Source organism: Dyella sp. KRB-257, assembly GCF_049445995.1.
Classification (GTDB): domain Bacteria; phylum Pseudomonadota; class Gammaproteobacteria; order Xanthomonadales; family Rhodanobacteraceae; genus Dyella_A.
In genome coordinates, this window is the sequence record NZ_JBMSDZ010000006.1 from 13,550 (window position 1) to 36,633 (window position 23,084).

Annotated in this window: 20 protein-coding genes; 15 read left to right on the top strand and 5 right to left on the bottom strand. The window is 68.0% G+C overall.

Translation table 11 applies throughout. The annotated features are described in order from the left end of the window. Positions 1-20: 20 nt before the first annotated feature. The 3 genes from ACO2Q2_RS06175 to ACO2Q2_RS06185 all read left to right on the top strand — a co-directional run bounded on the left by ACO2Q2_RS06175 (position 21) and on the right by ACO2Q2_RS06185 (position 3,582). The gene (locus tag ACO2Q2_RS06175; protein WP_423254885.1) at positions 21-1,418 is read left to right on the top strand and encodes a sigma-54-dependent transcriptional regulator; all 1,398 of its coding nucleotides are present in this window, start codon (positions 21-23) and stop codon (positions 1,416-1,418) included. Further along, positions 1,405-2,781: a sensor histidine kinase gene (locus ACO2Q2_RS06180; RefSeq protein ID WP_423254886.1), complete on the top strand. Its 1,377-nt coding sequence runs from the start codon at positions 1,405-1,407 to the stop codon at positions 2,779-2,781. The genes ACO2Q2_RS06175 and ACO2Q2_RS06180 overlap by 14 nt, the downstream gene beginning before the upstream one ends. A 177-nt stretch (positions 2,782-2,958) precedes the next feature. Continuing rightward, the gene (locus ACO2Q2_RS06185; RefSeq protein ID WP_423254887.1) at positions 2,959-3,582 is read left to right on the top strand and encodes a TIGR00645 family protein; all 624 of its coding nucleotides are present in this window, start codon (positions 2,959-2,961) and stop codon (positions 3,580-3,582) included. A gap of 92 nt (positions 3,583-3,674) precedes the next feature. Here ACO2Q2_RS06185 and ACO2Q2_RS06190 read toward each other — a convergent pair whose 3' ends face one another. The 3 genes from ACO2Q2_RS06190 to pdhA form a co-directional block, all read right to left on the bottom strand. Continuing rightward, a complete protein-coding gene (locus ACO2Q2_RS06190) occupies positions 3,675-5,099 on the bottom strand; it encodes a dihydrolipoamide acetyltransferase family protein (protein ID WP_423254888.1) in 1,425 nt (474 codons plus the stop codon). 200 nt (positions 5,100-5,299) lie between these two features. Continuing rightward, the gene (locus ACO2Q2_RS06195) at positions 5,300-6,280 is read right to left on the bottom strand and encodes an alpha-ketoacid dehydrogenase subunit beta (RefSeq protein WP_423254889.1); all 981 of its coding nucleotides are present in this window, start codon (positions 6,278-6,280) and stop codon (positions 5,300-5,302) included. A gap of 3 nt (positions 6,281-6,283) precedes the next feature. Further along, positions 6,284-7,384 (bottom strand): pyruvate dehydrogenase (acetyl-transferring) E1 component subunit alpha, encoded by a 1,101-nt coding sequence (gene pdhA, locus ACO2Q2_RS06200; RefSeq protein WP_423254890.1) that lies wholly within the window; start codon positions 7,382-7,384, stop codon positions 6,284-6,286. A gap of 434 nt (positions 7,385-7,818) precedes the next feature. Here pdhA and ACO2Q2_RS06205 point away from each other — a divergent pair, with 434 nt between their 5' ends. The 3 genes from ACO2Q2_RS06205 to ACO2Q2_RS06215 all read left to right on the top strand — a co-directional run bounded on the left by ACO2Q2_RS06205 (position 7,819) and on the right by ACO2Q2_RS06215 (position 12,018). Continuing rightward, the gene (locus tag ACO2Q2_RS06205) at positions 7,819-8,697 is read left to right on the top strand and encodes a tryptophan 2,3-dioxygenase (RefSeq protein WP_423254891.1); all 879 of its coding nucleotides are present in this window, start codon (positions 7,819-7,821) and stop codon (positions 8,695-8,697) included. Between the two features lie 53 nt (positions 8,698-8,750). After that, positions 8,751-10,259: a peptide MFS transporter gene (locus ACO2Q2_RS06210; RefSeq protein ID WP_423254892.1), complete on the top strand. Its 1,509-nt coding sequence runs from the start codon at positions 8,751-8,753 to the stop codon at positions 10,257-10,259. Positions 10,260-10,512: 253 nt separating this feature from the next. Next, positions 10,513-12,018: a peptide MFS transporter gene (locus ACO2Q2_RS06215; protein WP_423254893.1), complete on the top strand. Its 1,506-nt coding sequence runs from the start codon at positions 10,513-10,515 to the stop codon at positions 12,016-12,018. A 144-nt stretch (positions 12,019-12,162) separates the two neighbouring features. Here the strand turns inward: ACO2Q2_RS06215 and ACO2Q2_RS06220 are convergent, their stop codons facing one another. Further along, positions 12,163-12,642: a MarR family winged helix-turn-helix transcriptional regulator gene (locus ACO2Q2_RS06220; RefSeq protein ID WP_423254894.1), complete on the bottom strand. Its 480-nt coding sequence runs from the start codon at positions 12,640-12,642 to the stop codon at positions 12,163-12,165. 130 nt (positions 12,643-12,772) lie between these two features. Here ACO2Q2_RS06220 and hppD point away from each other — a divergent pair, with 130 nt between their 5' ends. From hppD to tpx, 9 genes are all read left to right on the top strand, one after another. Further along, on the top strand, positions 12,773-13,897 hold the full coding sequence (hppD, locus tag ACO2Q2_RS06225; RefSeq protein WP_423254895.1) for a 4-hydroxyphenylpyruvate dioxygenase: 1,125 nt from the start codon (positions 12,773-12,775) through the stop codon (positions 13,895-13,897). Positions 13,898-14,164: 267 nt separating this feature from the next. After that, on the top strand, positions 14,165-14,578 hold the full coding sequence (locus ACO2Q2_RS06230; protein WP_423254896.1) for an endonuclease domain-containing protein: 414 nt from the start codon (positions 14,165-14,167) through the stop codon (positions 14,576-14,578). 138 nt (positions 14,579-14,716) lie between these two features. After that, entirely contained in the window at positions 14,717-16,021 is a 1,305-nt protein-coding gene (gene hmgA / locus ACO2Q2_RS06235) for a homogentisate 1,2-dioxygenase (protein WP_423254897.1), read from the top strand. A 51-nt stretch (positions 16,022-16,072) separates the two neighbouring features. Continuing rightward, positions 16,073-16,315 carry a hypothetical protein gene (locus ACO2Q2_RS06240; protein ID WP_423254898.1) on the top strand — a complete coding sequence of 81 codons (243 nt, stop codon included), beginning with the start codon at positions 16,073-16,075 and terminating at the stop codon, positions 16,313-16,315. Continuing rightward, positions 16,309-16,713: a TA system VapC family ribonuclease toxin gene (locus ACO2Q2_RS06245; RefSeq protein WP_423254899.1), complete on the top strand. Its 405-nt coding sequence runs from the start codon at positions 16,309-16,311 to the stop codon at positions 16,711-16,713. Before ACO2Q2_RS06240 ends, ACO2Q2_RS06245 begins: the two co-directional genes overlap by 7 nt. A gap of 10 nt (positions 16,714-16,723) precedes the next feature. Further along, on the top strand, positions 16,724-17,710 hold the full coding sequence (locus tag ACO2Q2_RS06250) for a fumarylacetoacetate hydrolase family protein (RefSeq protein ID WP_423254900.1): 987 nt from the start codon (positions 16,724-16,726) through the stop codon (positions 17,708-17,710). A 133-nt stretch (positions 17,711-17,843) separates the two neighbouring features. Beyond that, complete coding sequence (cysD, locus tag ACO2Q2_RS06255; RefSeq protein WP_423254901.1) at positions 17,844-18,779, top strand: sulfate adenylyltransferase subunit CysD; 936 nt, start codon at positions 17,844-17,846, stop codon at positions 18,777-18,779. A gap of 252 nt (positions 18,780-19,031) precedes the next feature. Next, on the top strand, positions 19,032-20,918 hold the full coding sequence (gene cysN, locus ACO2Q2_RS06260) for a sulfate adenylyltransferase subunit CysN (RefSeq protein ID WP_423254902.1): 1,887 nt from the start codon (positions 19,032-19,034) through the stop codon (positions 20,916-20,918). 131 nt (positions 20,919-21,049) lie between these two features. Next, positions 21,050-21,553 (top strand): thiol peroxidase, encoded by a 504-nt coding sequence (gene tpx / locus ACO2Q2_RS06265; protein WP_423254903.1) that lies wholly within the window; start codon positions 21,050-21,052, stop codon positions 21,551-21,553. 421 nt (positions 21,554-21,974) lie between these two features. Here the strand turns inward: tpx and gap are convergent, their stop codons facing one another. Next, positions 21,975-22,976, bottom strand: a complete 1,002-nt coding sequence (gene gap, locus ACO2Q2_RS06270) for a type I glyceraldehyde-3-phosphate dehydrogenase (protein ID WP_423254904.1) — start codon at positions 22,974-22,976, stop codon at positions 21,975-21,977. Positions 22,977-23,084: the final 108 nt, after the last annotated feature.

Consider the following 23,084-nt stretch of genomic DNA (forward strand, 5'->3'; position numbering starts at 1 on the left):
GCACGATTGAGCGCCGAAACATGACTTCCGATGTGAAAGCGGCCGTCCTGATCGCCGACGACCAGGCCGACGTGCGCGAGGCGCTGCGCCTGCTGCTGAAGGCCGAGGGCCTCGCCAGCATCGGTGTGGCCGACCCGGCGGCGGCGCTGGAGGCGGTGCGCAGGCGCGAGTTCGCCTGCGCGTTGATCGACTGCAACTATTCGCGCGACACCACCTCGGGCGAGGAAGGCCTGGAACTGCTCGAACAGTTGCGCCAGGCCGCCCCCGACCTGCCGGTGGTGGCGATGACGGCGTGGGGCAACGTGCCGCTCACGGTGGAGGCGATGCGCCGCGGCGCCGCCGACTTCATCGAGAAGCCGTGGGACAACGCGCGCCTGGTCAGCGTGCTGCGGGCGCAGATCGCGCTTGGCGAGGGCGCGCGGCGGCAGCGTCGGCTGGAGGCGGAGAACGCGCTGCTGCGCGAAGAGGGCGATGCCGAATTCATTGCCGAGTCGCCGGCGATGCGGCGGGTGCTGGCGCTGGTGGCGCGGGTCGCGCCCAGCGACGCCAACGTGCTGGTGCTGGGCGAGAACGGCACCGGCAAGGGCGTGATCGCGCAGCGCATCCATGCGCTGTCGGCGCGGGCGGCGCAGCCGTTCGTGAAGGTCAACATGGGCGGCATCGCCGAGACGGTGTTCGAGTCGGAGATGTTCGGTCACGTGCGTGGCGCGTTCACCGACGCCAAGAGTGAGCGCATCGGCCGCTTCGAGTTGGCCGACGGCGGCACGCTGTTCCTCGACGAGGTGGGCAACGTGCCGGCCTCGCAGCAGCCCAAGCTGCTGCGCGTGCTGGAGGACGGCGAGTTCGAGCGGCTGGGTTCCTCGCGCACCCAGCGCACCGACGTGCGGCTGATCTCGGCCACCAATGCCGACCTCGCCGCCGACGTGGCCGCCGGCCGGTTTCGCCGCGATCTGCTGTATCGCCTGAACACGCTGGAGATCGTGTTGCCGCCGCTGCGCGAGCGCAGCGACGACATCGTGCCGCTGGCGCGCGCGGCGCTGGCGCGCAGTGGGCAGCGCTACGGGCGTATCGGACTGCGGCTGGCGCCCTCGGCCGAACGCGCGCTGCTGGCCTACGCCTGGCCGGGCAACGTGCGTGAGCTCGGCCACCTGATGGAGCGCGCCGCCTTGCTCGCCGAGCACGACGAGGTGGGCGCCGCGGCGCTGGCTTTTGGCCGCACCGAATCGGCCGATGGCGGCTTCGAGCAGATGACGCTGGAGCAGGCCGAGGGCTGGCTGGTGCGCCGCGCGCTGGAGCGCTTCGACGGCAACCTGCAGCGTGCCGCCGAGGCGCTGGGCATCACCCGTCAGGCGCTGTATCGGCGGCTGGAGAAACACGGCCTGCGCGATCCGGCGGACGCCGACGATGGCGACGCCTGAGCCATCGCCGACGCCACCGGCACGCCCGGCGTCGGCGCGGCTGCCGGCCTATGAGCGGTGCATTCTCGACGGCAGCGTCGTGATCGCCGCGCCGGGTCTGATCGTTGCTGCGGTCCTGCTCAGCGGCCATGCCGCCGTGCATGCGGTCGGGCTCTGGCTGGTGCTCGCCGCGCTGATCGCCACCGCGCTGCTGATCCGCTGGCAGTGCCGCCGCCTGGTCTACCCGCTGCGCACCCTGTCGAGCCTGCTCGATGCGTTGCGCATGGGCGACTACAGCCTGCGCGGCACCGCCGGCGGCGCGCTGGACGACCTGGTCTACGACATCAACGCCCTGGCCGAACGGCTGCAGCAGGAGCGGCTGCAGTTCGAGGAATCCTCCTACCTGCTCGGCAAGACCCTGGCGGCGCTGGACAACGCCGTGCTGGTGTTCGACCAGGACGCGCGCCTGCGTCTGCTCAACCCGGCGGCGCAGCGGCTGCTGCAGGCCGAGCGCCATCAGCTGTTCGGCCGTCTCGCGCAGGATCTCGGCCTGCAGTCGTTGCTGGATCTGCCCTCCGGCCAGCTGGTGAATCATCGCTTCAGCGGACGCAGCGGTCGCTTCGAGATTCGCCATGCGCCGCTGCGCACCGGCGGGCGCAGCGGCCGGCTGCTGGTGATCAACGACGTCGGCCGCGTGCTGCGTGAGGAAGAGCGCCAGGCCTGGCAACGCCTGCTGCGCGTGCTCGGCCACGAAGTGAACAACTCGCTGGCGCCGATCCAGTCGATGGCCGGCACCCTCGCCAGCCTGGCGCTGCGCGAGCCGCTGCCGGAGGACTGGCGTGAGGATTTCCGCGGCGGACTCGAGCTGATCGGCCACCGCGCCGGCGCGCTGTCGCGCTTTCTCGCCAGCTACAGCCGGCTCACCCGGCTGCCACCGCCGCAGCCGGCGGCGGTCGCCTTGCCGGCGCTTCTGGACAAGGTGGCGCGCCTGGAGGCGCGCTGGCCGGTGCAACTGGAGCCCGGTCCATCGGTGACGGTGAACGTGGACGCCGATCAGCTGGAGCAGGCCTTGATCAACCTGGTGCGCAACGCCGTGGAAGCGAGCCTGCCGGTCGAAGGCGAGGTGCTGCTGCGCTGGCGCGAGGAACCGGACTGCGTGGTGATCGAGGTGCTCGACCAGGGCGAGGGGCCACCGGCCAGCGACAACCTGTTCGTGCCGTTTTTCACCACCAAGCCGGGCGGCTCGGGCATCGGCCTCGCGCTGGCGCGCCAGGTGGCGGAGGCTCACGAGGGCGGGGTCAGCCTGCTGGCCCGCACCGATACGCGCGGCGCCGTGGCGACGCTCTGGCTGCCCCGGCCGCCCAACCATCCGGAACCATCGTAGGAGCCCGCCAGCGGGCGAAGCTGTTGCTCTGGTGCCACATCAAAGCCCAAGAGCATCGCCCGCGAGCGGGCTCAGTTGCGGTCGCGATGGTGGACGGTGTCCCTTGCTGGCATGGGTGCATGGCGGCGCGATGCGCGCCCGGGTACGCTCTGGCTCCCACATCGCATGCCGCACCCCATGACCGCTTCCGTCCCGCCCCGCCTGAACCCGCTCGCCCTCTTCATCTTCAGCTCGCGCTGGCTGCAGCTGCCGCTGTACCTGGGGTTGATCGTGGCGCAGTGCGTCTACGTGTTCCTGTTCGGCAAGGAGCTGTGGCACCTGATCCACGAGGCGTCGCACCTGGGCGAGCAGGAGATCATGTTGATCGTGCTCGGCCTGATCGACGTGGTGATGATCTCCAACCTGCTGATCATGGTGATCGTCGGCGGCTACGAGACCTTCGTCTCGCGGCTGGGGCTGGAGGACCACCCGGACCAGCCCGAATGGCTCAGCCACGTGAACGCCTCGGTGCTCAAGGTGAAGCTGGCGATGGCGATCATCGGCATCTCCTCGATCCACCTGCTGAAGACCTTCATCGCCGCCGGTGCGCTCGAAGGGCTGCCGTTCTGCTCGCCCGATGTGCTCGCCACGATGGCCGACGGCATGAATGCCGCCAGCACGCTGAAGTGCTCCACGCTGACCACGGTGGGCGTGATGTGGCAGACCATCATCCACGCGGTGTTCATCGTCTCGGCGATCGGCATCGCCTGGACCGACCGCATCATGCAGGCCGGCGTCGTCCGCGTGCGCGACGGCCACTGACGCTTCTGACGCAAAGTGGGCATGCATGCGAGCCAACAAAAAGCCCGGGAGGCGCGAACCTCCTGGGCTTCTCTACATCACGACCAGCGGACTCAGTGCGGCTGTGCCATGTCGTCCAGCAGCGCCTTGAGGAAGCGCGCCGCCTCGCCGCCGGTGGCGGCGCGGTGGTCGAAGGTGAGGCTGATCGGCATGCGGCGGTGCACTTCGATGCCGCCCATCACCGCCACCACGTCGTGGCTGAGCTTGCCGGCGCCGATGATGGCGACGGTCGGCGGCACCACCACCGGGGTGGCGTACCTGCCCGCGAACATCCCGAAATTCGACAGGCTGATGGTGTAGCCGGACAGCTCCGAGGACGGGATCGAGCGGTCTTCCACCTGGGTGCGCAGGCGCTTGATCGCCGCGCGCACGCCGTGGCCGTCGAGCATGTCGGCGTTGCGCAGGGCCGGCACGAACAGGCCGTCGTCGGTGTCCACGGCGATGCCGATGTCCACGTGCGGGTGCAGGGTGCGGCTGAGGTTCTTGCCGTCGAACCAGGCGTTGAGCGCCGGCACCGCCTTGCAGGCGGCAACGATCGCGCGCACCAGGCGGGCGGTGATGTCCTGCTTGCCGATCCAGGCGTGCAGGTCGGCATCGTCCACCAGGGTGGTCGGCACCACGTTGGCATGGGCTTCGGCCATCACGCGGGCCATGTTCCGGCGCACGCCCTTGAGCTGCTCCGGCTGGCCGCTGGCCTGCACGCTGGGCGGCGCGGTGCGCACCGGCTTGCCGGCGAGCGAGACGGCGGTGCGCTGCTCTTCCCTTCTCCCTTCGGGAGAAGGTGCCCGGTGGGCGGATGAGGGTTCGGGCGAAGCGTAACGCTGCGCGCCGGCCGCACCCTCACCCCCGGCCCCTCTCCCGGCGGGAGAGGGGAGCGGAGCGGAGCCATTCGCGGCGGCGTTCTTCACGTCCTGCAGGGTGACCACGCCATCGGCGCCGCTGGGGCGCACGCGGGCGAGATCGACCTTGAGCTTCTTCGCCAGCGCGCGCACCGCCGGCACGGCCTTGACGCCGCCGATGCTGGCGGCCTGTTCGACGTGCACGTGACTGCCGCTGACCATCGCGCCGACCACGGTGCCTTCGTCCTCGCGGTCCTTGCCGCCGGTCTTGACTTCGCCGCCTTCGTCGGAAGCCACCACTTTCTGGCTGTCATCCGGGGCCGGGCTGCCGACGCTTTTCTTCGGGCCGTGGTGGTGGCCGGTTTCCTGCGATTCGGCGCGCTGCTTGGCGTTCGGGTCAGGCACGAAATCGGCCAGCGCGGCGCCGGTCTCGATGATGTCGCCGGGCGCGCCGTACAGCTTGGTGACCTTGCCGGTGTACGGCGAGGGCACGTCGACCACCGCCTTGGCGGTTTCCATCGAGCACAGCGGCGCGTCGAGCTTGATGCTGTCGCCTTCCTTCACGTGCCACTCGACCACGGTGGCGTCGGGCAGGCCTTCGCCGAGGTCGGGGAGGTAGAACGTCTTGATGTCAGCCATGGTGGTTTTCCGTTGTCTGGCGCGTGTTGCGCAGGCGGGAGATGTCGTGCTTTTGGCCGTCGCGCAGTGCGCGAGCGGCGGGCTTTTGCCTTTCTGCCGTCATTCCCGCGGAAGCGGGAATCCATCTTGCTCGTGTGCCGGAAGATCAAAATGGGTTCCCGCTTTCGCGGGAATGACGTTCGCTCTTTTTGGCCCTTCGCTTAAGAGGCGGCCAGCGTACGCTTGGCCGCATCGACGACGCGCTCCACGCTCGGCAGGTACTTCATCTCCAGGCGGAACAGCGGGATGTGCGTGTCGAAGCCGGTGACGCGCTCGACCGGGGCGAGCAGGTCGTACATGCATTCCTCGGCCAGCCGCGCGGCGATCTCGGCGCCGAAGCCGGCGGTCCTGGGCGCCTCGTGCACGACCACGCAGCGGCCGGTCTTGGCCACCGATTCGGCGATGGTATCGAAGTCCAGCGGGGTCAGCGTGGCCACGTCGATCACCTCGGCGCTGATGCCGTCTTCGGCCAGCGCGTCGGCCGCTTCCAGCGCCTCCTTCACCTGCGCGCCCCAGGTCACCAGGGTGACGTCGGTGCCGTCGCGCAGCACGAAGCACACGTCCAGCGGCAGCGCCTCGCCGTCGTCCGGCACCTCCTCCTTGTACTGGCGGTAGATGCGCTTGGGCTCGAAGAACATCACCGGGTCGGGATCGCGGATCGCCGCCAGCAGCAGGCCGTAGGCGCGCGCCGGCGAAGAGGGCATCACCACGCGCAGGCCGGGGATGTTGGTGAACAGGTGCTCGTTGGCCTCGGAGTGGTGCTCCGGCGCGCGGATGCCACCACCCCAAGGCGCACGGAATACCGCCGGCACGGTCAGGCGGCCGCGGGTGCGGTTGCGCATGCGCGCGGCGTGACAGGCGATCTGCTCCATCATCGGGTAGATGAAGCCCTCGAACTGCGCCTCGGCCACCGGCTTCATGCCCTGCACCGCCAGGCCGACGGTGACGCCGGCGATGGTGGTCTCGTCCAGCGGCGTGTCGAGCACGCGCAGCTCGCCGAACTTCTCCTGCAGGCCCTGGGTGGCGCGGAACACGCCGCCGTTGACGCCGACGTCCTCGCCCAGCACCACGACCGAGTCGTCGTGCTTCATTTCGTAGGCGAGCGCCTGGGTGACGGCTTCGATGAGAGTGATCTGTGCCATGGCTCAGTGGCCCTTCCTGGATGCGAGTTGGGATTCGAGCGAGAGGACATAGTCGCGCTGCCTGGCGAGATCGGCGGGAACCTCGGCGAAGGTGTAGTCGAACATCGCCGTGACCGGCTGGGTCTTGGTCTGCAGGTAGGCGTTCACCTCGTTGTCCATCCAGTCGTCGCACTCGGCCTTCCAGGCTTCTTCCCTGGCGTCGTCCCACACGCCCTTGGCGACCAGCCAGTGGCGCAGACGCTTCATCGGCTCCTTCGCCCAGCCGTCCTTCACTTCCTGCTCGCCGCGGTAGCGGCGCGCGTCGTCGGCGGTGGTGTGGTCGCCGAGGCGGTAGGTGACCGCCTCGATCACGCTGCCGCCCTCGCCGTTGCGCGCGCGCTCGAGCGCATCTTCCATCGCCTTGCGTACCGCGATGATGTCGTTGCCGTCGACCTGGATGCAGTACAGGCCGGCGGCGATGCCCTTCTGTGCCAGCGTCGGCGCGCCGGACTGGATCTTGCGCGGCACCGAGATCGCCCACTGGTTGTTGACGATCACCGCCACCAGCGGCAGGTTCTGCGCGCCGGCGATGTTGATGGCGCCGTAGAAGTCGCCCTTGGACGAACCGCCGTCGCCGATGGTGCACACCGCCACGCGCTTCTCGCCGCGGATCTTGAACGCCAGTGCCGAACCGGCCGCGTGCAGGCACTGCGTGCCGATCGGCACCGACCAGGCGAAATCGTGCCGCGCCGGCTCGTTCTGGTAGTCGTTGCCGCGCTCGTCGCCGCCCCAGTACATATAGACCTCGCGCGGCTGCACGCCGCGATAGAGCTGTGCGCCGTATTCGCGATAGCTCACCGCCAGCACGTCCTCGGGCCGCATCGCGCTGCCGATGCCGACATGCGCGGCCTCGTGGCCGAGGCAGCTGGCGTAGGTGCCGAGCTTGCCGGTGCGCTGCAGGGCGATCGACTTGGCGTCGAACACGCGGGTGGACAGCATCAGCTTGTACAGCTCGACCATGTGGTCGAGATTCCTGGTGAATTCGGGTAGATCCTTGCGAACCTCGTTGCCCTCGGCATCGAGGTACTGCAGGTATTCGATCTCAAACTTGGCGGCAATCGACACGAGTCGCTCCGGAAGTGGACAAAAATGGCGGGGGCGGCAGGACGCGGGTCGGGGAAACGCCCGCAGGCACGCAAATGTCCCAAAAAATCCTGCAATTGATAGCAGGCGGCGATGTTGCATCGCAAGGCACGGCGCAGCATGCGCGCCGGTACGGAGGGCCCCGGATCGCCTTCGCGACCGGTTCCGGGCGCGGATGTCGGGGTCGACGCCGAAGGCATCGCCACCCCCCCCCGATCCCCGTTCGCCCCGAGCGCAGGCGGGTAGCGCCGAAGTCGTAGAGCCAGTGCCGCCATTCAGGCGCTTCGACTTCGCTCGCTGGCGCAAGCTACGCTCAGCGCGAGCGGGGTGGCGGCGACCGGGTCGGGTATGGTCGGGTTCGGCGCGCCGGAGTCTGGCGTGGGCGGATGCACTTTAATTACGGCGATGAGGCAACCATGACGGACAACCGGCGCGACCTCGAAGCAGGTATCGAAACCGACCTGCAGGGGCGCCTCACCTACGGCGGCTACCTGCGGCTGGACGTGCTGCTGTCGGCGCAGCAGCCGCGCAGCGAGCCACCGCACCACGACGAGATGCTGTTCATCGTGCAGCACCAGGTGAGCGAGCTGTGGATGAAGCTGATGATCCACGAGCTGCGCGCGGCGATCGATTTCCTGCAGCGCGACCAGGTGTGGCAGGTGCGCAAGGTGCTGGCGCGCTGCAAGTCGGTGCTGCGCCAGCTGGTCGAGCAGTGGGCGGTGCTGGAGACGATGACGCCGTCGGAATACCTGGAGTTCCGCGAGACGCTGGGGCCGTCGTCCGGCTTCCAGTCGCTGCAGTACCGGGTGATGGAGTTCGTGCTGGGCAACAAGAACGCGGCGATGCTCCAGGTGTTCGACCACGACCCGGCGGGGCAGGCGCAGCTGCGCGCGGTGCTGGAGGCGCCGAGCCTGTACGACGAGTTTCTGTGCTATCTGGCGCGGTTCGATCACGCGGTGCCGGGCCGGCACCTGGCGCGCGACTGGCGCGAGCCGCACGTGGCCGATCCGGCGCTGCTGCCGGTGTTCGAGCGCATCTACGGCGATACCGACCGCTACTGGCGCGAGTACGCGCTGTGCGAGGACTTCGTCGACCTGGAGACGCAGTTCCAGCTGTGGCGGTTCCGCCACATGCGCACGGTGCAGCGGATCATCGGCTTCCGCCGCGGCACCGGCGGCTCGTCCGGGGTGGCGTTCCTGAAGAAGGCGCTGGAACTGGAGTTCTTCCCCGAGCTGTTCGAGGTGCGCACGACCTTGCGCCCCGGGGTTGATCAGGGCATCCCCCGCGGCGGCTGACGCGGCAGCCCGCCTCTGGCACGATCCGGCGACCTCCCGGGGGCCAGACCACCATGACCGATACCTCCACCGCCGTGTCGAGCGCGGCGCCCGACTTCCCGCAGCTGTTCGGCCATCCGCGTCCGTTGTGGATGCTGTTCATGACCGAGTTCTGGGAGCGCTTCGCGTTCTACAGCGTGAGCTGGGCGCTGACGCTGTACATCGTGGCGCAGTTCTTCCACGGCGATCCCGCCGGCCAGGCCTGGGCCAGTGGCATCTTCGGTGCGTACACCGCGCTGATCTACGCCACCGGCATCTTCGGCGGCTACGTGGCGGACAAGCTGATCGGCTACCAGCGCTCGATCCTGATCGGCGCGGCGGTGATGGCGGCGGGCCTGTTCGCGTTGGCGGTGCCGACCAAGCCGCTGTTCCTGCTCGGGCTGTCGCTGGTGATCGTGGGCGACGGCCTGTTCAAGCCGAACATCTCCTCGATGGTCGGCCAGCTCTACGGGGTGGATGACCCGCGCCGCGACCGCGGCTTCACGCTGTTCTACATGGGCATCAACGCCGGCGCCTTCGTCGCGCCGCTGCTCACCGGCTGGATGGCGGCGCAGTTCACCGACACACCGCTGGAGCAGAACTACAAGCTGGTGTTCATCGCCGCCGGCGTGGGCATGGTGCTGAGCTTCGCCTGGTTCTGGTTCGGCCGGCGCAGCCTGGGCAGCGTAGGTCGGCCAGCGGCGGACAGGACCGGGGCCGGGCGCTCGATCGGCGTGATCGCCGGCGCCCTGCTGGCGGTGCCGGTGATCTACGGGCTGCTCTCCCAGATCGGCCCGATCGGGCTGCAGTGGATGCTCGGCCTGCTGTTCATCGGCATCTCCGTGCTGCTGCTGGCCGAGGCGGCGCGGCACGACACCGTGCAGGTGCACCGGGTGATCGCGATGCTGATCATCTTCGCCTTCAACGTGCTGTTCTGGATGTTCTATTTCCAGCTCGGCACTTCGTTCAACTTCCTCGCCGAAAACCTGGTGGATCGGAAGATGTTCGGTGGCTGGACGTTCCCGGTGGGCTGGTTCCAGTCGGTGAGTCCGCTGGCGATCCTCGCGCTGGCGCCGCCGCTCACGCTGGTGTGGGGCTGGCTGGCCAAGCGCAACGCCGAGCCGTCGATCCCGCGCAAGTTCGGCCTGGGGCTGATCTTCAACGGGCTGGGTTTCGCCGTGCTGATGTTCGCGCTGTCACGGCTGCTGGGGCCGGCCGGGCTGATTCCGTTCTGGCCGCTGGCGGCGTGCTACGTGCTGCAGACCACCGGCGAGCTGTGCCTGTCGCCGATCGGCCTGTCGATGGTGACGAAGCTGGCGCCGCCGCGGCTGGTCGGCGCGGCGATGGGCGGCTGGTTCCTCTCGCTCGCCGTGGGCGGCAACCTGTCGGGCCTGCTGGCCAGCTCGATCAGCGGCAGTACCGGCATGACCGCCGCCTCGGCGCTGGGCGGTTTCACCTTCGGCTTCTGGCTGCTGGCCGGGGCGGGTGCCTTCCTGCTGCTGGTGTCGCCGCTGGTCAACCGGCTGATGCACGGAGTGAAGTGAGCCTGGCGAAGAACCTGTAGGAGCGCACCCTGTGCGCGAACGCCTTTGGCTTTGATATCGATCAGGAGCAAAGGCGTTCGCGCACAGGGTGCGCTCCTACAGGGCGGGTGCGCGATTGTTCCGCCGGCATGGGTCGCTGGTCGGGCTCTGGCGTTGTCGTCTTCTGCTGCGTCCGGTTTTTCCGGTCATCCAGGGTGCATTCGCCATCCCGACCAGCTACGGTTCCGCAATATTTTGCGAATCAGGGGGCTGTATGACCGACACCGCCACGCCGGCCGCGACCGCGCCGGAGTACCCGCAGACCCTGGGCCATCCGCGCCCGCTGTGGATGCTGTTCATGACCGAGTTCTGGGAGCGTTTCGCGTTCTACGGCATCCGCTGGGCGCTGACGCTCTACATCGTCGCGCAGTTCTTCGACGGGGATGCCGCCGGCCAGGGCTACGCCAGCCGCACCTATGGCGCCTATCTGGCGCTGGTGTATGCCACCGCGGTGTTCGGCGGCTACGTGGCCGACAAGATCATCGGCTACCAGCGTTCGATCCTGCTCGGCGCGGTGGTGATGGCCTCGGGCCTGTTCCTGATCATGTGGCCGAACCAGTCGGTGTTCCTGCTCGGACTCTCCACGGTGATCGTCGGCAACGGCCTGTTCAAGCCGAACATCTCCTCGATGGTCGGCCAGCTCTACGGGGTGGATGACCCGCGCCGCGACCGCGGCTTCACGCTGTTCTACATGGGCATCAACGGTGGCGCGCTGGTGGCGCCGCTGCTGACCGGCTGGCTGGCCAGCGTGCTGAGCCACGCCCCGATGCAGCAGAACTACCGCGCCGTGTTCCTGGCCTCTGGCGTGGGCATGCTGCTGAGCCTGGTCTGGTTTGCCATCGGTCGTCGCAGCCTGGCCGGCATCGGCCGCCCGCCCGCGGACCAGGCCGGGATGGCGCGTGTGGCCTACGTGGTGATTGGCGTGATCGTGGCGATCCCGCTGGTGTATCTGCTGATGGCCAGGGTCGGTGCGCTGGGGCTGCAGTGGCTGCTGAGCGCGATCTTCGTGGGCGTGGGCGCCATGCTGATCGTCGAGGCGCTGCGCACGGGCACGGTGCAGGTACATCGGGTGATCGCGATGCTGATCATCTTCGCCTTCAACGTGCTGTTCTGGATGTTCTTCGAGCAGGCCGGCAGCTCGTTCAACTTCCTGGCCCAGCACATCGTCGACCGGCGCCTGTTCGCTGGCTGGGAGTTCCCGATCGGCTGGTTCCAGTCGGTCAACCCGGTGGCCATCGTGCTGCTGGCGCCGCTGGTGTCGCTGGGATGGGCGTGGCTGTACCGCAAGGGGGCGGAGCCTTCGATTCCGCGCAAGTTCGGCCTGGGCCTGCTGTTCAACGCGATCGCCTTCGTGGTGCTGATCTACGCGCTGTCCAGTCTCGTCAGCACGGACGGGCAGATTCCTTTCTGGCCCCTGGTGCTGGTGTACGTGCTGCAGACCGTCGGCGAGCTGTGCCTGTCGCCGATCGGCCTGTCGATGGTGACCAAGCTGGCCCCGGCGCGCCTGGTGGGCCTGGGCATGGGGGGCTGGTTTCTTTCCACGGCGATCGGCAACAACCTGTCGGGCCTGTTCGCCGGGCACGTCAGCGGCGAAAGCGGCATGACGGTGGCTTCGGCCCTGTCCGGCTTCACCTTCAGCTTCTGGCTGTTGCTGGGTGCATCCCTGGTGCTGCTGGCGCTCGCGCCGCTGATCAACCGGCTGATGCACGGGGTCAAGTGATCGAGTGAGGAGTGAGAGAAGGCGGGGCGCTTCCCGCTGCCTGCTCGCTCACGCTTCGTCCCGGTGCTTTGTCTGACGTGAAAGTCGCTGCTGCCGGATACCGGCGTGGAGCGAGAATCGCTCCCTCTCACTCCTCACTCCTCTTCACTCACTCCTGCTTCCTCGTTCCTGCAGCTTGTCCAGGATGCGCACCAACCAGCGTCGTTCCTCTTCGTCGAGCTTGTCCAGCACGGCCTGCTCGCGCGCGCGCGCCATCGGCGCGACCACCTCGTGGATGGCCCAGCCTTCCTCGGTGAGGTCGAGCACCGAGCGGCGCTTGTCGTTGTCGTCCATGTGCCGGCTGACCCGGCCGGCCTCCACCAGTCGCGCCAGCGCGCGGCTCACGGCCACCTTGTCCATCGCGGTGCGGTCGGCCACCTGGCGCGCGGACAGTCCCTCGTAACGGGCCAGCACGGCCATCACGCGCCACTCGGTCATGCTCAGGTCGTAGCGCTGCTGGTAGTCGTCGGCGATGCCCTGGCTGATCGTGTTGGACAGGATCGACAGCCGGTACGGCAGGAAATGCTCCAGCTGCAGCGGGGCATGCTGAAGGCCGGGTGGCGTGGTTTTGCGGGGGGTGGTCACGGCGGCAACGTTCCTTGCATTTGGTTACATATGCAACTATAACAATGGGCTCATGCGGTCTTTCCCGCCGGCAGATCATGCTGGCGCAGCCGCATCCGTGACATTAGCGCAGCCAATGCAGGAGAGCGCCATGACCGCCCAGCCCAACCTCGCCCGGCCCCATCCCACCCGGCCCAATCCCGGCATGCAGGTGACCACGTTCGAGAACCCGATGGGCATCGATGGTTTCGAGTTCGTCGAGTTCGCCGCCCCGGCCGGTCAGGCGGCCGCGATGCACGACCTGTTCAGGCGCATGGGCTTCTCCGCCGTGCTGCGCCACAAGACGCGCGCGATCACCGTGTACCGGCAGAACGGCGTGAACTTCCTGCTCAACGAGGCGCCCGATTCCTTCGCCGCCGACTTCGCCGCCCAGCACGGCCCCAGCGCCTGCGGCTTCGCGATCCGCTTCAGGAAGCCTGGCGACGAGGTGCTGGCCGCGGTGCTGGCCAACGGCGGCGAAGCGGTGCAGCACAAGGCCGACACCCGCGCGGTGCACGCGCCGGTGGTCAAGGGCATCGGCGACTGCATGCTGTACCTGGTGGACCGCTACGGCGCCGCCGGCAGCATCTACGACGGCGACTACGAGCCGGTGCCGGGCGCCGAGCCGAACCCGAAGGGCGTCGGGCTCACCTTCATCGACCACCTCACCCACAACCTCTACTTCGGCAACATGCAGAAGTGGTCGGACTACTACGAGCGCCTGTTCAACTTCCGCGAGATCCGCTACTTCGACATCAAGGGCGCCAAGACCGGCCTGGTGTCCAAGGCGATGACCGCGCCGGACGGCATCGTGCGCATCCCGCTCAACGAGTCCAGCGACCCGAAGAGCCAGATCAACGAGTACCTCGACGCGTACCACGGCGAAGGCATCCAGCACATCGCCTGCTTCACCGACGACATCTACGCCACGGTGGAGGCGATGCGCGCGCAGGGCGTGGAATTCCTGGACACGCCGGACGCCTACTTCGACGTCATCGACCAGCGCATCCCCGACCACGGCGAAGACGTGCCGCGCCTGCGCGCGAACAAGATCCTGATCGACGCCGACCCGGACACCAAGCAGCGCAAGCTGCTGCAGATCTTCACCCAGAACTGCGTGGGGCCGATCTTCTTCGAGATCATCCAGCGCAAGGGCAACGAAGGCTTCGGCGAGGGCAACTTCCAGGCGCTGTTCGAGTCGATCGAGCGCGATCAGATGAAGCGCGGGGTGCTCTGATCTTGAGCCCCTCTCCCGCCGGGAGAGGGGTGGGGTAGAGGGTACGGTCATGCCGGGACACATCAAGCCACCACTGCCCACAAACAAGCTGAAGCGCAGGGTGCTTTGATCTTGAGCCCCTCTCCCGCCGGGAGAGGGGTGGGGGAGAGGGTACGGTCATGCCGGGACACATCAAGCCACCACTGCCCACAAACAAGCTGAAGCGCGGGGTGCTTTGATCTTGAGCCCCTCTCCCGCCGGGAGAGGGGTGGGGGAGAGGGTACGGTCATGCCGGGACACATCAAGCCACCACTGCCCACAAACAAAAAGCAGCAGGCACGGGATCTTCGGCAGCGCGGCACGGATGCCGAGCAAAGGCTCTGGTTCCACTTGCGCGCGGGAAGGCTCCATGGGTTCAAATTTCGACGCCAGCATCCGGTTCCGCCGTACGTGGTGGATTTCTATTGCGAGGCGTGCAAGCTGGTGGTGGAACTCGATGGCTCGCAACATGACGAGACCGGGGATGCACCGCGTACCCGGTTCCTTCAATCCCTGGGCCTTGAGGTGCTGCGCTACTGGGACAATGAGGCGCTTCAACACACCGATAAGGTGCTCGCGTCCATCCTGAGCGCCTGCGAAAACCGAACCCTCACCCCAACCCCTCTCCCGGCGGGCGAGGGGCTCAAGAGCGAAGAGCGATGAGCGCGATGCGGCGAACCCTCACCCCGACCCCTCTCCCGGCGGGCGAGGGGCTCAAGAGCGAAGATCGATGAGCGCGATGCGGCGAACCCTCACCCCAACCCCTCTCCCGACGGGCGAGGGGCCTACGAGCGAAGAGCGATGAGCACGATGCAATCGAGCGGCTACCAATCCGGCTTCGGCAACGAGTTCGCCAGCGAGGCGCTGGCGGGCGTGCTGCCCGTGGGACAGAACTCGCCGCAGCGCGTGGCGTACGGTCTCTATGCCGAGCAGATCTCCGGCACCGCGTTCACCGCGCCGCGGCGCGAGAACCGGCGCAGCTGGCTGTACCGGATCCGCCCGGCGGCGATGCACAAGCCGTTCGCGCCGCTGGCGCACGCGACGTTCCACAACCGCTTCGACGAGGCGCCCGCCACGCCCAACCAGCTGCGCTGGGACCCATGGCCGATGCCGACGGCGCCCACCGATTTCCTCGACGGCCTGGTCACCATCGCCGGCAACGGCGGCGCGGCGGAGCAGGCTGGCGTGGGCATGCACGTCTATGCGGCGAACCGCTCGATGCAGGGGCGCTATTTCTACGACGCCGACGGCGAGTTGCTGATCGTGCCGCAGCTGGGGCGGCTGCGGCTGGCCACCGAGTTCGGCGTGCTGGACGTGGCGCCGCTGGAGATCGCGGTAATCCCGCGCGGCGTGCGCTTCCGCGTCGAACTGCTGGATGGCGAGGCGCGCGGCTACGTGGCGGAGAACTTCGGCGCGCTGCTGCGGCTGCCGGACCTCGGTCCGATCGGCGCCAACTCGATGGCGTTGCCGCGCGACTTCCTGGCGCCGCTGGCGGCGTACGAGGACGTCGAGGGCGACTTCAAGCTCGTCGCGAAATTTCAGGGTGCGCTGTGGCAGGCCGACATCGGCCACTCGCCGTTGGACGTGGTGGCCTGGCACGGCAACTACGCGCCGTACAAGTACGACCTGACCCGCTACAACACGGTCGGCTCGATCAGCGTGGACCATCCGGACCCGTCGATCTTCACCGTGCTCACCTCGCCCAGCGACACCCCCGGCACCGCCAACATGGATTTCGTGATCTTCCCGCCGCGCTGGCTGGTGGCCGAGCACACCTTCCGCCCGCCGTACTTCCACCGCAACGTGGCCAGCGAGTTCATGGGCCTGATCGAAGGTGCCTACGACGCCAAGGCCGGCGGCTTCGCGCCCGGTGGCATGAGCCTGCACAACTGCATGAGCGGCCACGGCCCGGATGCGGCCAGCTTCGAGAAGGCCAGCGCCGCCGACGTGAGCCGGCCCGACCACCTCACCGGTACCATGGCCTTCATGTTCGAGACGCGCAAGGTGATCCGCCCCACCACGCTGGCGCTGTCCGCGCCGCAGCTGCAGGACGACTACTACACCTGCTGGCAGGGCATCGCGAAGCACTTCGCCGGCCCGGGTTGATGTCGTGATGCATGCGCATCATGATGCAATCTCCCGTGAAGGAGCCGGATCATGCGAACCACCATCGACATCCCCGAGCGCGACCATGCCCTGTTCGCCAGCCTTGCTCGCGCGCAGCGCACCAGCCTCAGCAAGCTGGTGGTGGAACTGGCGCGCCGCGGGCTGCAGGCGCCCGCGACCGTGGTCGAAGCCACGCCGGCCTACCGGGTTGATCCACAGACCGGGCTGGGCGTGTTCCGCTCCGGCCGTCCGATCACCATCGACGATGTCAAGGCGCTGGACGACGAATGCTGACGCGTCTGCTCGACGCCAACGTGCTGATCGCGCTGTTCGACGCCGATCACGTGCACCACGAGGTGGTGCGCGATTGGTTCATCGCCACCAGGGGGCCGTTCGCCACTTGTCCGATCGTGCAGGGCGCGCTGGTGCGCTGGATCGTGCGCATCGAAGGCCGCGCCGGTACGGAGCTTGCCCAGCGCGAACTGGCGCGGCTGGCGGCCGATACGCGCCATCGTTTCTGGCCCGATGCCGTCTCGTACGCCAGCGTCCCGTGGCACGGCGTACTCGGTCACCGGCAGGTGACCGACGCCTATCTTGCGGCACTGGCACGCCACCATGGCGGCTGTCTGGCCACGCTGGACCGTGGCATGGCGGCGCTGCACCCCGACGTGGTCCAACTGATACCGACGTAAGGAACAGACGATGAAACTGGGTTCGTTGAAGGAGGGCGGCCGCGACGGCACGCTGATCGTCGTCAGCCGCGACCTCACCCACGCCGCGCGCGCCACCGCCATCGCGCCGACGTTGCAGGCGGCGCTGGATGATTGGCACAACGCCGCGCCGCGCCTCAACGCGCTGTACGACGAGGTGAATGCCGGCACTGCCGAGGGCCGCTTCGCGCTGGACTTCAACGCGCTGGCCGCACCGCTGCCGCGCGCCTACGAGTTCGTCGACGGCTCGGCCTACCTGCCGCACGTGGAGCGCGTGCGCAAGGCGCGCGGCGCCGAGGTGCCGGCGAGCTTCTACACCGACCCGCTGATGTACCAGGCGACCAGCGCCGGTTTCCTGGGGCCGCGCGATCCGGTGGTGGTGTCCAGCGAGGACTACGGCATCGACCTGGAGGCCGAGGTGCTGGTGGTGACCGACGACGTGCCGATGGCGGTGACGCCGGCGCAGGCCGCCGAGCACATCCAGCTCGTGGGCCTGGTCAACGACGTCAGCCTGCGCGGGTTGATCCCCGGGGAGCTGGCCAAGGGTTTCGGCTTCCTGCAGTCCAAGCCGCGCTCGGCGCTGTCGCCGGTATTCGTGACACCGGACGAACTGGGCGAGGCGTGGAAAGACGACAAGCTGCACCTGCCGATGCGCACCTGGATCAACGGCCAGTGGTTCGGCGAGGCCGAGTGCGGCGTGGACATGCAGTTCAACTTTGCCCAGCTGGTGGCGCATGCGGCCAGGACGCGCCCGCTCACCGCCGGCACCCTGGTCGGCTCCGGCACCATCGCCAACCAGGACACCGCCAAGGGCGCCTCCTGCCTGGCCGAGCAGCGCACGGTGGAGACGCTGCGCGACGGCCAGCCGGCCACGCCGTTCCTGAAGTACGAGGACACCGTGCGCATCGAGGTCACCGATGCGCAGGGGCATTCGATCTTCGGTGCCATCGAGCAGGTGATCGCGCCGCTGAAGGCGTGATCGCGGCGCGGCCGCGGGCCGTGGCATGCGGAGTGATCGCCTGCGGATCCGCCGGCTGCGCGCGGCCGCGTCATATGCATAGGCGCACTCGTTATCACGCCTGCGGGCGCGGCTGGCTAGAATCGGCGGTCATATGACCGGATCGCCCATGACGCCCGTTGCTCCGCCTGCCCACGTCTCCCACCTCGCGCGGCTGGAGGCCGAGAGCATCCACATCCTGCGCGAGGTGGCGGCCGAGTTTGCCAACCCGGTGATGATGTATTCGGTCGGCAAGGATTCCTCGGTGCTGCTGCATCTGCTGCAGAAGGCGTTCCATCCCGCCCCGCCGCCGATCCCGCTGCTGCACGTGGACACCACCTGGAAATTCCGCGAGATGATCGCCTTCCGCGACCGCCGCGCGGCCGAGGTGGGCGCCAGGCTGATCGTGCACATCAACCAGGAAGGCGTACGCCAGGGCGTCGGCCCGTTCACCCACGGCGCCACCGTGCATACCGACGTGATGAAGACGCAGTCGCTCAAGCAGGCGCTGGACAAGTACAAGTTCGACGCGGCCATTGGCGGTGCCCGTCGCGACGAGGAAAAGTCCCGCGCCAAGGAGCGCGTGTTCTCGTTCCGCAACGCGCAGCACCGCTGGGATCCGAAGCGCCAGCGCCCGGAGCTGTGGAACCTGTACAACGGCCGCATCGCCAAGGGCGAGAGCGTGCGCGTGTTCCCGCTCTCGAACTGGACCGAGTTGGACATCTGGCTCTACATCTATCGCGAGGCGATCGAGGTGCCGTCGCTGTACTTCGCCGCGCCGCGCCCGGTGGTGGAGCGCGACGGCGCGCTGATCATGGTGGACGACGAGCGCCTGCCGCTTGAACCCGGCGAGCAGCCGCAGATGCGCAAGGTGCGCTTCCGCACGCTGGGCTGCTATCCGCTCACCGGCGCCATCGAATCGGAAGCCGACGACCTGCCCAAGGTGATCCAGGAGATGCTCATCGCGCGCACTTCCGAACGGCAGGGGCGGGCGATCGACCACGATCCTTCCGCCTCGATGGAGAAGAAGAAGCAGGAGGGGTATTTCTGATGGGCACGGTCTTCCGCGTAGCAAGCGAAATCAGCTCAAGGCCCTCTCCCCGCGGGGGAGAAGGTGGGGTGAGCGACGCCTTGAAGCCCTCTCCCCGCCGGGGAGAGGGTGGGGTGAGGGGCCGGGCTGGCCTCACACCCCAACTCATCGCTGCGCCCGTACCCTCATCCGCCTGCGGCACCTTCTCCCGGGGGGAGAAGGGAAGCGGTGCTTTGAAGCCTGAGGCGAGCTGCACTGCGCGGAGGTATCGCCATGAACGTCATTGATCCGGATCTGTCGCTTGATGCTTATCTCGCGCGCCACGAGGCGAAGGATCTGCTGCGCTTGATCACCTGCGGCAGCGTGGACGACGGCAAGAGCACCCTGCTCGGCCGCCTGCTGTACGACACCAAGCTGCTGTTCGACGACCAGCTCGCCGCGCTGGAGGGCGACAGCCAGCGCCACGGCACGCAGAACGGCGAGCTGGATTTCGCGCTGCTGGTGGACGGCCTGTCGGCCGAGCGCGAGCAGGGCATCACCATCGACGTCGCCTACCGCTTCTTCACCACCGAGCGGCGCAAGTTCATCGTCGCCGACTGCCCCGGCCACGAGCAGTACACCCGCAACATGGCCACCGGCGCCAGCACGGCGGATCTCGCCGTGGTGCTGGTCGATGCGCGCAAGGGCCTGCTGACGCAGACCCGCCGCCACACCTACATCGCCGCGCTGCTGGGCATCCGCCATGTGCTGCTGGCGGTGAACAAGATGGACCTGGTCGGCTACGACGAGACCACCTTCCGCGCCATCGAGGCCGACTACGCGGCGCTGGCGCAGGGCATGGGCATCGCCCAGGTCACCGCGATCCCGGTGTCGGCGCTGCGCGGCGAGAACGTCAGCGCGCGCGCCACCACGATGCCCTGGTTCACCGGCCCCAGCCTGCTCGAACAGCTGGAAACCGTGGCGATCGAACGCCCGGCCGACACGCTGGGCTTTCGCCTGCCGGTGCAGTGGGTGGCGCGGCCGGACCAGAACTTCCGCGGCTATGCGGGGCAGGTGGTCGCCGGCACCATCGCGCCCGGCGACGAGGTGGTGGTGCTGCCCGGCGGCGCGCGCTCGCGCGTGGCGCGCATCGTCACCGCCGACGGCGACCGCAAGCGCGCGGCGACGGGCGACGCGGTCACGCTGACGCTGGAAGACGAGCGCGACATCAGCCGCGGCGACGTGATCGCCGCCGCGCACAACCCGCCGCAGGTGGCCGACCAGTTCGCCGCGCACCTGCTGTGGATGGACGAGTCGGCGCTGCTGCCCGGGCGCGGCTACTGGCTGAAGCTCGGCACGCGCACCGTGGGCGCGCAGATCACCGAGATCAAGCACAAGATCGACGTGAACACGCAGGAGGAGCTGGCCGCCAAGCGGCTGGAGCTCAACGAGGTCGGCTACTGCAATCTTGGCCTGGACCAGCCGATCGCGTTCGAGTCCTACGCGGCCTGCCGCGAGCTGGGCGCGTTCATCCTGATCGACCGCCAGACCAACGCCACGGTAGGCGCCGGCACGCTCGACTTCGCCCTGCGCCGCGCCGACAACATCCACTGGCAGCACCTGGACATCGATCGCGCGGCGCGGGCGCGGATCAAGGGCCAGTCGCCGGCGTGCCTGTGGTTCACCGGCCTGTCCGGCTCGGGCAAGTCCACCGTGGCCAACCTGGTGGAGAAGCGCCTGTTCGCGCTGGGCCGGCACACCTACCTGCTGGACGGCGACAACGTGCGCCACGGGCTCAACCGCGACCTGGGCTTCACCGACGAGGATCGCGTGGAGAACATCCGCCGCGTGGCCGAGGTGGCGAAGCTGATGGTCGACGCCGGCCTGATCGTGCTGGTCTCCTTCATCAGCCCGTTCCGCGGCGAGCGGCGCATGGCGCGCGAGCTGTTCGCGCCGGGCGAGTTCCACGAGGTGTTCGTCGACACGCCGATCGAGATCTGCGAATCGCGCGACGTGAAGGGCCTGTACGCCAAGGCGCGCGCGGGCGGCATCAAGAACTTCACCGGCATCGACTCGCCCTACGAGGTGCCGGAGTCGCCGGAGCTGCATCTGCACGGCGGCGATCAGTCGCCCGAACGGCTGGCCGAGCAGGTGATCGAGGCATTGCTGCGTGCCGAATAGCGATGGCGGCCGCGACAGTCGGGCGGCGGGCTGCGCCTTGCCCTAAGGCGGGATGACGGCCCTGAAAGAGTCGTCAAGCGTGCAACCCCGCACTACGATAGCGGTCCCGTTCCCTGACCCGAGGTCCGCCCATGTCGCATCACATCACCCTGAAGGACAATCCGGTCGAAGTGCTCGGCGATTTTCCCGCCGTCGGCGACAAGGCGCCGGGTTTCCGCCTGGTCGGCAAGGATCTGGCCGACGTCTCGCTGGCCGACTTCACCGGCAAGCGCAAGATCCTCAACATCTTCCCCAGCGTGGACACGCCGGTGTGCGCCTCGTCCGTGCGCCATTTCAACCAGTCCGCCGCACAGCTGGCCAACACGGTGGTGCTGTGCATCTCGGCCGACCTGCCGTTCGCGCAGGCGCGCTTCTGCGGCGCCGAGGGGCTGGACAACGTGGTCACGCTGTCGACCCTGCGCGGCGCCGACTTCCTGAAGGACTATGGGGTGGCGCTGGCCAGCGGTCCGCTGGCGGGCCTCGCGGCGCGCGCGGTGGTGGTGCTGGACGAGCACGACCACGTGAAGTACGCCGAGCTGGTGCCGGAGATCACCCGGGAGCCGGATTACGAGGCGGCGCTGGCGGTGTTGAAGTAACGCCGATCACTCGATTCTAGGAGCGTGGGCCGTAGAAACTTTGGATAGCGAGATTGGGCTATCGCCATAGGATGCGTCTATCGGAGGGTGCGCATAGTCACACTATGCAAACCCGACGAGAGGCACAGCCTATGGATGAGAGCACAATCGCAGCCCAAAGATTTCTACGGCCCACGCTCCTAGGGCATCTGCGTGTGGGACAGCATCGCGGTGCCTCACATGCTCGTCATTCCGGCGAACGCCGGAATCCAGCGCTTCGGTACTCCGAATGCATTCAGTCACTGGATCCCGGCGTTCGCCGGGATGACGAATTCTGGAGAGTGCGCCTCGATACAGGTCCTGCTGGTTCCGCCAGGCCGCGGCATGAAGAAAGGCGCCCGAGGGCGCCTTTCTTCATGCCAATGAAAATGAAAGCGAAGGCTTACCTCGCCACCACCCGCACCATCTCCAGGCACTTGTTCGAGTAGCCCCACTCGTTGTCGTACCAGGACACCAGCTTGACGAAGGTGGCGTCCAGCGCGATGCCGGCCTCGGCGTCGAAGATCGAGGTGCGCGCGTCGCCGCGGAAGTCGGTGGCGACCACCTTGTCCTCGGTGTAGCCCAGGATGCCCTTGAGCGCGCCTTCGGACTGCGCCTTCATCTCGGCGCAGATCTCGGCGTAGGTGGCGGGCTTTTCCAGCTCGCAGGTCAGGTCGACCACCGAGACGTCCGAGGTCGGCACGCGGAAGCTCATGCCGGTGAGCTTCTTGTTGAGCTCGGGGATCACCACGCCCACCGCCTTGGCCGCGCCGGTGGAGGAGGGGATGATGTTCTCCAGGATGCCGCGGCCGCCGCGCCAGTCCTTGTTGGACGGGCCGTCAACGGTCTTCTGGGTGGCGGTGGTGGCGTGCACGGTGGTCATCAGGCCGCGCTTGATGCCCCACTTGTCGTTCAGCACCTTGGCCAGCGGTGCCAGGCAGTTGGTGGTGCACGAGGCGTTGGAGATGATCGCCTCGCCCTGGTAGCTCTTGTCGTTGACGCCGTAGACGAACATCGGCGTGTCGTCCTTGGACGGGGCGGACAGGATCACCTTCTTCGCGCCGGCATCCAGGTGCTTCTGCGCGCCTTCCTTGGTCAGGAAGATGCCGGTGGACTCGATCACCACCTCGGCGCCGACGGCGTCCCACTTCAGCGCGGCCGGATCGCGTTCCGCGGTGAGGCGGATCTTCCTGCCGTTGACGACCAGGGTGTTGCCCTCGACCGCCACGGTGCCCTTGAAGCGGCCGTGCACGGAGTCGTACTGCAGCATGTAGGCGAGGTAGTCGGGCTCGAGCAGGTCGTTGATCGCGACGATCTCGATGTCGTCGTGGAAGTTCTGCACGGCTGCGCGCAGCACGTTGCGCCCGATGCGGCCGAAGCCGTTGATGCCCACCTTGATCGTCATTGCCTCGACTCCTGCGCCTGGCGTGGATTGGAGAAACAGCGTGCGATTCTAGCAGCCTGTCGGTCTTTGCTGGTCTCGGTCTTTGCTGGTCTAGGAGTGTGGGCGAGG

Excerpts from the sequence above, each read along its gene's own strand:
- ACO2Q2_RS06175 (WP_423254885.1), top strand. The coding sequence starts at position 21 with ATGACTTCCGATGTGAAAGCGGCCGTCCTGATCGCCGACGACCAGGCC.
- ACO2Q2_RS06180 (WP_423254886.1), top strand. The coding sequence starts at position 1,405 with ATGGCGACGCCTGAGCCATCGCCGACGCCACCGGCACGCCCGGCGTCG.
- ACO2Q2_RS06185 (WP_423254887.1), top strand. The coding sequence starts at position 2,959 with ATGACCGCTTCCGTCCCGCCCCGCCTGAACCCGCTCGCCCTCTTCATC.
- ACO2Q2_RS06190 (WP_423254888.1), bottom strand. The coding sequence starts at position 5,099 with ATGGCTGACATCAAGACGTTCTACCTCCCCGACCTCGGCGAAGGCCTG.
- ACO2Q2_RS06195 (WP_423254889.1), bottom strand. The coding sequence starts at position 6,280 with ATGGCACAGATCACTCTCATCGAAGCCGTCACCCAGGCGCTCGCCTAC.
- ACO2Q2_RS06205 (WP_423254891.1), top strand. The coding sequence starts at position 7,819 with ATGACGGACAACCGGCGCGACCTCGAAGCAGGTATCGAAACCGACCTG.
- ACO2Q2_RS06210 (WP_423254892.1), top strand. The coding sequence starts at position 8,751 with ATGACCGATACCTCCACCGCCGTGTCGAGCGCGGCGCCCGACTTCCCG.
- ACO2Q2_RS06215 (WP_423254893.1), top strand. The coding sequence starts at position 10,513 with ATGACCGACACCGCCACGCCGGCCGCGACCGCGCCGGAGTACCCGCAG.
- hppD (WP_423254895.1), top strand. The coding sequence starts at position 12,773 with ATGACCGCCCAGCCCAACCTCGCCCGGCCCCATCCCACCCGGCCCAAT.
- ACO2Q2_RS06230 (WP_423254896.1), top strand. The coding sequence starts at position 14,165 with ATGCCGGGACACATCAAGCCACCACTGCCCACAAACAAAAAGCAGCAG.
- hmgA (WP_423254897.1), top strand. The coding sequence starts at position 14,717 with ATGAGCACGATGCAATCGAGCGGCTACCAATCCGGCTTCGGCAACGAG.
- ACO2Q2_RS06240 (WP_423254898.1), top strand. The coding sequence starts at position 16,073 with ATGCGAACCACCATCGACATCCCCGAGCGCGACCATGCCCTGTTCGCC.
- ACO2Q2_RS06245 (WP_423254899.1), top strand. The coding sequence starts at position 16,309 with ATGCTGACGCGTCTGCTCGACGCCAACGTGCTGATCGCGCTGTTCGAC.
- ACO2Q2_RS06250 (WP_423254900.1), top strand. The coding sequence starts at position 16,724 with ATGAAACTGGGTTCGTTGAAGGAGGGCGGCCGCGACGGCACGCTGATC.
- cysD (WP_423254901.1), top strand. The coding sequence starts at position 17,844 with ATGACCGGATCGCCCATGACGCCCGTTGCTCCGCCTGCCCACGTCTCC.
- cysN (WP_423254902.1), top strand. The coding sequence starts at position 19,032 with ATGAACGTCATTGATCCGGATCTGTCGCTTGATGCTTATCTCGCGCGC.
- tpx (WP_423254903.1), top strand. The coding sequence starts at position 21,050 with ATGTCGCATCACATCACCCTGAAGGACAATCCGGTCGAAGTGCTCGGC.
- gap (WP_423254904.1), bottom strand. The coding sequence starts at position 22,976 with ATGACGATCAAGGTGGGCATCAACGGCTTCGGCCGCATCGGGCGCAAC.